The following is an 8,322-nucleotide window of genomic DNA, read 5'->3' on the forward strand; positions in this document are numbered from 1 at the left end:
GGACGGGCACGGCCGTGGGCGGGTGCCAGGGCAGCGGTGCCCGGCCGTCCGGCCGGCCGGCCGGGGCGGGGCGCGGGGGCGCGGGGGGGCCCCCGCCGGGGGGCCCCCCCCGGGGGGGGGGGGCGGGCGCCCCCCGCCCCGGGCCCCCCGACCGCGTGGGTTACTGCTGGATGACGATCGACTGCGCCGCCTCGGACTGGGCCTGGGCGTACGGGGAATCGATGTTGACCGCGTGCGAGGAGTTGTGCGCGTGCACATGTGCCACGTGCTTGGTGATGTGCGTGGTCCGGCTGAAGCTGAACTTCAGCCTCCCCAACGCCTCACGGCCGGGCAGCAGTTCGGCCGACTCGGCGTCCAGCTCGTTGGCGTTCATGCTCATGGCAGTGCCTTTCTGGGTGTGGGGTGGGGCCGGTCACTGGTGGAGGTTGATCGACTGCGTCGCCTGCGACTGGGCGACGGCGCCCGGCGAGCATTCGTTGACCGCCGAGGAGTGGTTGTGCGCATGGACCTGCGCCGCGTGCTTGGTGATGTGCGTGGTCCGGCTGAAGCTGAACTTCAGCCTCCCCAACGCCTCACGGCCGGGCAGCAGTTCGGCCGACTCGGCGTCGAGTTCCTGTGGGTCGAGCATGGTGGTCCCCCTCCGGGATGGTGGCGCGCGGACGGAAACGGGCAGACCCCCCACCCGCGTCCGATGCGATCGGACGAGCTGTCCAACGAGATTGGACAGTAGTGGCGGCCGGCCGCTCCGCGCAAGCGGTTCCGCTCGACACCCCCCGTAGAATCGGTTCACCCGAGCCGACCATCAGCAAGCCGAGCAGGAAGCGACCATCAGTGGCCAACGCACTGCAGCAGATGATGAGACAGCGACTGGACCGGCAAGGGTGGTCCTATGGAGAGGTCGCGCGCCGGGGCGGCATCCCCCGCTCGACCGTGCACCACCTGGCCACCGCGGAGCGGCTGGTGCGGATGCCCCAGCCGGCCACTCTCGAGGGGCTGGCCCGCGGTCTCGAAATGCCGCTGGACACCGTGCGCCGGGCCGCCGCCGAGGCCTGTGGCATCCACCTCTACACCGCCCCGGAGGCTCCGCAGAGTCCGCGCCCCGATCCCGAGGTGGACCTGTTGATCGCCAGTGTCCAGCGGCTGTCCGCCGAGGACCGCAGGCATGTCGCCGCGCTGGTCGAGTCGCTCCTCGACCGCGCCCCCGGGGACGCCTGACCACACCGGCCAACCCGCCGTCCCGGCCTGCTCATTACGGCCGAGACGCGAGGCCGTGACCATCCGGTTCCCGGACTGATCGGATCCGCGGAATATTCCCGTCCCGCCGGGCACCGCCCCGCCACCCCGGCTATCGTCTCGGGTCTGCCCGAGGCCAGGGGGAAAGTCGTGCTCGTTGTCAGTGGTGGCTCCATGTCCAATGCCGTCGTCCGGGGCAGCACCGGTGAGTCCGTGGTGCTGCTCTCCGGCGAACTGCCCGAAGTGCTCACCGATCGGAGCGTGTCCGAACTGCTCGACCTGGCGGCCGCCGTGCTGACCGACGAGGAGATGGGTCTGTTCCGCGACTGCCTCGCGGCACTGCGGCGCGGCGAGGGCCGGGGCCGGCGGCGGGTGGAGATCGACGGGGCCGTGCTCACCGTCTACTACGAGGGCTGAGCGGGCTGCCGACGGGTCTGCTGCCCGGCCGTCGCATAATTGCAGGTATGCACGATCAGCCATGGCCGGACTCCGGGAATTGCCACTGCGGGCCGAACCCGGCGGACCGGGTCGACACGCTGTGCGGCGAGGGGCTGACCCGCTACCGGCAGGCCGTGGCCAAGGGTTGCACCCCCCGCAAGGGGGTCCCGCGCTGTGTGCTGCGCAAGGGTCTGCTGGTGCCCCCGCCGGACGACCCCGATGTCCTGGTGCCCGTGGCGCCCGAGGTGGCAGAGGCCGAGCTGGTCCGTCCCATCGAGGCCGCGCTGGCCCGCCAACGGCTCCAGCTGCAGTCGATCAGCGACGCCTTCCAGCCGGTCCACGCGATCTACACCACCGCCAAGCGCGAGCACCAGGACTGGGTGACGGAGATCCACGGCGAGCGCGTCATCGGCTCCACACTGGGCCACGCCCTTCGTTCCTGCCGTACCGAGCTGATGGCCGTGGAGCCGGGGGACGACCGTCTCGCCTGCGACCCGGCGGACCTCGACCTGCTGCGCGGCGTCCGGCACCGCACGCTCCACCGGCACTCGGCCCGGACCCATGCAGCGACCCTGCGGCACATCGACCGGACCGTCGCGGCCGGGGGCGAGGTGCGCACCCTGGACCAGCTCGTCGACCGGCTGGTCATCGTCGACCGCGAGGTGGCGTACCTGCCGGGGGCCGAGGAGCACGCCTCGGTCCTGGAGATCCGGCAGCCCGGCCTGGTGGCCTTCCTGACCCGGACCTTCGAGGACGCCTGGGAGCGGGCCACTCCCCTGGTCACCCCCCATTCGCGCACCGTGGCTCCGGACATCACCGACGAGGTGGAGCGCGCCATCATGCGGATGCTGGTGGCCGGGCACACCGACGAGGCGATCGCCCGGCGGCTGGGCACCAGCCGCCGGACCGTGGCCGGGCGGGTGAGCCGGCTGTCCGCCGCACTGGGCAGCCGCAGCCGGGCCCAGCTGGGCTACCTCATCGCCACTACTGGGCTGCTGCCGCTGGACGACGACCCGGCCGAGCGGCCACCGACGCCTGCGCCGCCTTCCGGCGACCACTGAGCATCAGCAGCCCCAGCCCCAGCACCGCCCAGACCACCAGCACCAGGACCGGTCCCCCGGCGCCCGCGCCATGGAACGACCCGGCCGAACGGAACAGTGTGGCCGCCGCACCCGCGGGCAGCAACTGGCCGATGTCACCCAGCGGTTGGGGCAGCATCTCGGGCGCGGACGCCATCCCGGACAGCGGATTGCCCACCACGAACATCAGCACCGCGCCCACCGGGATCCCGGGCTTTCCGAGCAGCGAGCCAAGGCCGGTGATGAACCCCGCCGCGGCCAGCTCCAGCAGCGCCACAATGCCCGCGTTCGCCAGATAGCCGCCCGGCAGCACCCCGCTGATATGGGTCAGCATCAGCGAGCTGAGCAGCCCCGAGAGCACCGCGAAGCCGACCAGACCGAAGAGCCTGGCCCGCAGATCGCGCACCAGAAGGACGAACAGCAGACCCGCGACCACCGCGGTGAGCAGCAACGGCAGGAAGGCCAGGGCCATCCCGGAGCCATGCGCGTCATCCTCGGCGGCCGGCACCAGATCGGTCACGGCCACCGGCGAGCCACCCGCCAGCTGCTGTGCCTGCTGGGTCAGTTGCTGCGCCACGGCGGGCGATGCGGCCGAGGCGATGTGCAGCTCCACCCCCTTCGGGGCGGTGAGGAGCGCTCCGTACACCTCGCGGTCCCGCAGCTTCCGGTCGGCCTCGGCCGCATCGCCGACCCGCTCGATCCGGTACGCGCCGGGTGCGGCATCCCGCAGCGCGTCGCCGAGCCTGGCGTCCACCACGGCCACCGGCACATCGTGCGGCTTCGCCCGGGACGCGGTCCAGGAGAACCAGCCCCCGACCACAAACTGGACGACCGCGACGATGATGAGAATCCTGCGCGCCGCCGCGCGCGGTGAAGTGGCTGACACAGCCGGGCCCCCTGTGAGGTGAATGTCGGGAAGATCCCCGACCGCGGCATACGGCCCAGCGAACCGGGGTCATCCGATCCTGACCCGCCCCGACCGCGCGACCCCCCGATTTCCGCTGCACAAAGAGCCCCTTCACCTATGTGCAGCCACCTCAATTCATGACATATCGGGGCACTCAGGGCATGAAAAACCGCCCCCGGGGTTCCCGGGGGCGGCTCTTGGGCGGAAGGGACGGATCAGCGGTCTTCGTCGCCGTTGAAGGACAGGATCGGGATGTTGTCCAGGACGTGCGACAGCGGGTTGTCACCGTTGCTGATCGTGGAGTTCTCGGTGCACTGCTGCTGTTGCTGCGAGGAGAGCAGCGGGATGTCCTGGATGCCGATGTTGACGAGGCCGAGCACGGACTGGGCGTTCAGCTTGCCGATGGCGATACACGGCTTGTTGAACGAGCCGTTGATCAAGCCCATTTGCGGGCTCATATAGCCACCGGTCCAGGTATTCCCATACATCTGGGCCGCGCCGTTCGCATTGGCGATGGTGTGGTCACTGTCGCTCGCCAGCGCGGGACCGGCTGCACCGCCGACTGCGGAGACCGACAGCGCGGCCATCGCCACTACCTTCTTGATCACAAGGATTCCTTCGCTCTTGGTCGACGGACTGGTTACGAGAGCTACTTGCCTAACCCGTCAAAACGCGCGGAGGTTATCCGGCTTCATTCTTTCGGGCCACCCAGAAAAAAATCCGAGCACACCGAAAACACGGAATCCCCCTGCAGCGGGGCCCGCACACCCGCTGCAGAGGGAATTCCGTGGATTGGCCGGCCGGTCAGCGGCCGTTGCCCGAACCGTTGCCGGACAGGACCGGGATCTCGCTGAGCAGGTGCGCCAGCGGGTTGTCCCCGTTGTCGATCGTGGAGTTGTCGGTGCACTGCTGCTGCTGCTCGGAGGACAGGATCGGAATGTCCTGGACGCCGAGGTTGATCAGCGCGAGCACGGACTGGAGCTGGAGCTTGCCGATGGCGATGCACGGCTTGTTGAGCGTGCCCTGGATCAGGCTCATCTGCGGGCTTTCCTTGCCACCGGTCTTGGTGTTGCCGTAACCGGACTTGGCACCGTTCGCGTTGGCGACATCGTGGTCGTTGCCGATGGCCATCGCGGGAGCGGCGACGCCGCCGACCGTGGATGCCGTCAGGGCGGCCGTGGCGAGTACCTTCTTGAGCACGTCTATAGCCTTTCGATCGTGTAGCGCCCCCACTGAGAAAGCGTTCTGAATAACTCCGGCCTAATGGAGAGGTTCCGGGGAGGTTCCGGGCTTTCACTCATTCGAGCCAGTCAGAACTGCACCGGTGTTTCCGGGCAATTATCGGGTGCGTCGTCGATACGAAAAAATGCTGGTCAGCGTGACCTGGCGATAGTGCGTGCAGTTTTCCCCGCGCTGCCTCCCGCGCCGCCTCCCGTGCTGTTGCCCGCATTGCTCCGCGGTCAATTCACCTCGGTCCAGGAGGTGTACGACCGTGGCCGGGGCGAGGCCGAGCAGCGAGGCGGCGGTCCTGACCGGAACGGTCAGCCCGGAGAAGACCGCGGGGATGGGCGCGTCCGCCGTCAATTCCCTTGTGACGGCCTGGTGTCGGGACATCGGACGCGCACCATCCCCTCGGTCCGGATTACTTGTCGTACGGCTGCTTGGCCTTGGCGTCCTTCAATGCGCGGGCCCACCAGGTCAGTTGGTCCAGCAGGGTCTTGGCGGCGGTGGTCGGGCCCGCCGGCTCCTTGAGCTTGCCCTCCTGGTCGAAATGGTCCCAGGCGTTGTGGAAGCTGACCGTGTCACGGGTGGTGACGGCGTGCAGCTCGGCGAAGACCACCCGCAGGTGCTCGACCGCGCGCAGGCCGCCGGCCAGACCGCCGTAGGAGACGAACGCGACGGGCTTGGCGTGGAATTGGGGGTTGTGCCAGTCGATCACGTTCTTCAGGGCCGCGGGGAAGCTGTGGTTGTACTCGGGCGTGACCACGACGAAGGCGTCGGCCCGGTCCATGCGTGGCATGATCTCGCCAAGCGCCTGGCCCACCTCCGGGGAGGGGTTCATGGTGGGTGCGGCCTGGCCGAGGTTGATCTCGGCGAGGTCGATCAGGTCCACCTCGAGGTCGGTGCGCTCCTTGGCCACGCCGGCGAACCAGTTGGCGACGACGGGGCCGAACCGGCCCTCGCGCACGCTGCCGATGACGACGGCCAGCCGGAGGGGGCTTTCGGACATGGGATTCTCCTCATTGGATGTCTGGTGGGCTGGTGGATCGTCGCGGGTCAGGCCGCCCCGGCCGCCCGCTCCAAGGCCTGGTACAAGGCCTCCTCCGACTGCGCGCCGGTCCGGGCGCGCTGCTCGCCGATCAGGAAGACCGGCACTCCGGTGACGCCGAGGCCGCGCACCCGGTCCAGCTCCGCGCGGAGCTCCGCGGCTTCTGCCGCATCGCTCCCGGGGCCGTAACCGTCCGGGAGCGCGACCCCGGCCTCTTGGGCCAGCCGCCGGAACACGGCCGGGTCGCCGATGTGCAGACCGTCCGTGAAGTGGGCCCGGAACAGCCGCTCCACCATGGCCTCGGCCTTGCCCTGCGCCGCCGCGCGGGCGATCAGCCGGTGGGCCTCGAACGTGCCGGAGGCGATGGCCCGTTCGTAGTGCAGCTCCAGCCCCTCCTGGGCCGCCCGGCGGGTGGTCTGTTCGGTCTGGGCCACGGCGGACGGGCCGAATACCTGCTCCAGCACCGTCAGCAGGGGTTGCGGGTGTTGCGGGTCGGCCGGCGCCCCCGGGGCCAGCTCGAAGGGCCGGAAGACCGCTTCGACCTCGACTCCCTGAGCGCGGAGGCGCTCGACCGCTCGCGCGAAGCGGGCATAGCCGATATAGGAGTGGACGCAGATGACATCAAGGACCATCTCCGCTGTGACCATCGGAATTCCCCTCCGCAATTTACTTACTTGCCGACGAGCTAGTAGGTACGCTGGAGAGCGTAGAACGATGCTTGCCGGGCGTCAAGTAGGTTAGGTTGCCCGCCTGCCGACCGGCAAGAGAACCGGGGCCCCGGACGCGTCCGGAGGACCCGCCGCCAGCGAAGGGAACAGCCGATGGGCAGCAGTGCACAACCCCGCCGCAGCAACACCCGCCAGCGCATCCAGGACATCGCCCTGGAGCTCTTCCTGGAGCAGGGGTATGAGAAGACAGCCCTGCGCGAGATCGCCGACAAGCTGGGTGTCACCAAGGCCGCCCTCTACTACCACTTCAAGACCAAGGAGGACATCCTCGCCGGGCTGTTCCAGGACGTCGGCAGAGAGCTGGACGAAGTGATCGCCTGGGGCCGGGAGCAGCCGGGCGAACTCGCCGTGAAACAGGAGCTGTTGGCCCGGTGCAGCCTGATCTTCACCAGTGCCGCACCGCTGTTCACCATTCTGCAGGCGAACCAGGCCACGCTCAGCGATCTGAGCGTGGGCCAGGACTTCAAGGACCGGGTGGCCGCGCTGGCGGCGCTCATCACGGAGCCCGACGCGTCCGTGGCCTGTCGGGTCAGGTGCGTCAGCGCGCTGCTGACGCTGAACTTCGGGGTGTACGCGATCCAGCTCATCGAGGGGGACCCGGAGGAGAAACGGCTGGCCCTACTGGCAAGCGCCTGCGACCTGTTGGCCTCCGCGTACTGGCAAGCTCCGACGTCGGCGCTCGGCGGCGGTCAGTGACCGGTGGATCTCGGTGAGGACCACCCGGCGGCCCACCGGTACGAAGGGGAAGTAGTGCCCGCCCGACACCTCCCGGGTGCGGAAGGCCGCCGAGGTGAAGGACCGCCACAGCGGCAGCGTCGCGGCCGGGACGATCCGGTCGTCCTGCCCCGCCAGCGCGGTGATCGGCACCCGCAGCCTGATGCCCGCCATGCTGGTCAGAATCGCACGGGTGAGCGACAGATCGTGCACCAGCAGCCGCTGGGCCGCCGTCAGCCGGTGCGGGGCCTCCAGCGACCACGACGGCAGCCGGTGCCGTACCAGCAGCTCGCTCAGGCCATGCCGGCCCGCCAGGCGTTCCGGCGTGTGATGGGCGCGGCCGCCGGGCAGCCCGGCGCTGACGATCAGCCCGTCGACGCCCGCCGGATGGGCATGCGCCAGCCGGACGGCCAGCAGCGAGCCCATGCTGTGCCCGAAGTAGACGGTGGGCAGCGGCTCCAGCGCCGCGATGTCCCGGGCCGTGGTCGCCAGCAGCTCGGGGAGCGCGGCCGTCGGCGGCTCCTGCGCCCGGCGCTCCCGGCCGGGCAGGGTGACGCCGATGACCTCCACATCCGTGGCCAGTGGCGCCAGCAGGGCCCGGTATGAGGCGGGGCCCGCGCCCGCGTGCGGGAAGACCACCAGCCGGCGGCGCGGTGGCTCATCCGCGGGGCGGAGCGGTGCCGTTGATGCCGGGACAGTGATCGGCATGAGAACTCCGTTCGGAAGGCGAGGAAGTTGAGGAAGGGCGCGAAACAAAAACGGGCCCCGGACGTGGAGTTCACGTCCGGGGCCCGCGAGTGGGGGTGCCGGTGCCTGGTCAGCCCTGCCAGCTGTGCGGGGCGGTGAAGCCCGGGGTGTCCTGGGGCCAGTTGGCAGGGGTGTGGCGAAGGCCGGTCTCCGCGGTTGGGGTGGCGGTGGCGCGGGCGAGGAGGACGGCGGTCACGGCGGCGAGTT

13 protein-coding genes are annotated in these 8,322 nt (G+C 70.0%); 4 read left to right on the forward strand and 9 right to left on the reverse strand.

Annotated elements, in window-relative coordinates:
- Window positions 1–160: 160 nt before the first annotated feature.
- Complete coding sequence (locus tag ABCR83_RS31570; protein WP_462698692.1) at window positions 161–379, reverse strand: hypothetical protein; 219 nt, start codon at window positions 377–379, stop codon at window positions 161–163.
- A 33-nt stretch (window positions 380–412) separates the two neighbouring features.
- Window positions 413–628 carry a hypothetical protein gene (locus tag ABCR83_RS31575; RefSeq protein WP_462698693.1) on the reverse strand — a complete coding sequence of 72 codons (216 nt, stop codon included), beginning with the start codon at window positions 626–628 and terminating at the stop codon, window positions 413–415.
- 224 nt (window positions 629–852) lie between these two features.
- Between ABCR83_RS31575 and ABCR83_RS31580 the strand changes: the two genes are divergently transcribed.
- The 3 genes from ABCR83_RS31580 (at window position 853) to ABCR83_RS31590 (ending at window position 2,732) form a co-directional block, all read left to right on the forward strand.
- Entirely contained in the window at window positions 853–1,215 is a 363-nt protein-coding gene (locus ABCR83_RS31580; RefSeq protein WP_462698694.1) for a helix-turn-helix domain-containing protein, read from the forward strand.
- 192 nt (window positions 1,216–1,407) lie between these two features.
- Window positions 1,408–1,650 (forward strand): hypothetical protein, encoded by a 243-nt coding sequence (locus ABCR83_RS31585; protein WP_462698695.1) that lies wholly within the window; start codon window positions 1,408–1,410, stop codon window positions 1,648–1,650.
- Window positions 1,651–1,697: 47 nt separating this feature from the next.
- A complete protein-coding gene (locus ABCR83_RS31590; protein ID WP_462698696.1) occupies window positions 1,698–2,732 on the forward strand; it encodes a LuxR C-terminal-related transcriptional regulator in 1,035 nt (344 codons plus the stop codon).
- Here ABCR83_RS31590 and ABCR83_RS31595 read toward each other — a convergent pair.
- The 5 genes from ABCR83_RS31595 to ABCR83_RS31615 form a co-directional block, all read right to left on the reverse strand.
- A complete protein-coding gene (locus ABCR83_RS31595) occupies window positions 2,656–3,636 on the reverse strand; it encodes an ABC transporter permease (RefSeq protein ID WP_462698697.1) in 981 nt (326 codons plus the stop codon). The two genes, ABCR83_RS31590 and ABCR83_RS31595, sit on opposite strands and share 77 nt — an antisense overlap.
- Before the next feature lie 236 nt (window positions 3,637–3,872).
- Window positions 3,873–4,265 carry a rodlin gene (locus ABCR83_RS31600; protein ID WP_462698698.1) on the reverse strand — a complete coding sequence of 131 codons (393 nt, stop codon included), beginning with the start codon at window positions 4,263–4,265 and terminating at the stop codon, window positions 3,873–3,875.
- Between the two features lie 196 nt (window positions 4,266–4,461).
- On the reverse strand, window positions 4,462–4,857 hold the full coding sequence (locus ABCR83_RS31605) for a rodlin (RefSeq protein WP_462698699.1): 396 nt from the start codon (window positions 4,855–4,857) through the stop codon (window positions 4,462–4,464).
- A gap of 442 nt (window positions 4,858–5,299) precedes the next feature.
- Window positions 5,300–5,887, reverse strand: coding sequence for an NADPH-dependent FMN reductase (locus tag ABCR83_RS31610; protein ID WP_462698700.1), 588 nt, complete (start codon window positions 5,885–5,887; stop codon window positions 5,300–5,302).
- A 47-nt stretch (window positions 5,888–5,934) separates the two neighbouring features.
- Window positions 5,935–6,573 carry a DsbA family oxidoreductase gene (locus ABCR83_RS31615; RefSeq protein ID WP_462698701.1) on the reverse strand — a complete coding sequence of 213 codons (639 nt, stop codon included), beginning with the start codon at window positions 6,571–6,573 and terminating at the stop codon, window positions 5,935–5,937.
- A 174-nt stretch (window positions 6,574–6,747) separates the two neighbouring features.
- Here ABCR83_RS31615 and ABCR83_RS31620 point away from each other — a divergent pair, with 174 nt between their 5' ends.
- Complete coding sequence (locus tag ABCR83_RS31620) at window positions 6,748–7,350, forward strand: TetR/AcrR family transcriptional regulator (protein ID WP_462698702.1); 603 nt, start codon at window positions 6,748–6,750, stop codon at window positions 7,348–7,350.
- Here ABCR83_RS31620 and ABCR83_RS31625 read toward each other — a convergent pair.
- Window positions 7,273–8,076 (reverse strand): thioesterase II family protein, encoded by an 804-nt coding sequence (locus ABCR83_RS31625; RefSeq protein ID WP_462698703.1) that lies wholly within the window; start codon window positions 8,074–8,076, stop codon window positions 7,273–7,275. The two genes, ABCR83_RS31620 and ABCR83_RS31625, sit on opposite strands and share 78 nt — an antisense overlap.
- 109 nt (window positions 8,077–8,185) lie before the next feature.
- Window positions 8,186–8,311: a hypothetical protein gene (locus ABCR83_RS31630; RefSeq protein WP_462698704.1), complete on the reverse strand. Its 126-nt coding sequence runs from the start codon at window positions 8,309–8,311 to the stop codon at window positions 8,186–8,188.
- Between the last annotated feature and the right edge of the window lie 11 nt (window positions 8,312–8,322).

The sequence above is a fragment of the Streptomyces xingningensis genome, from assembly GCF_054957865.1.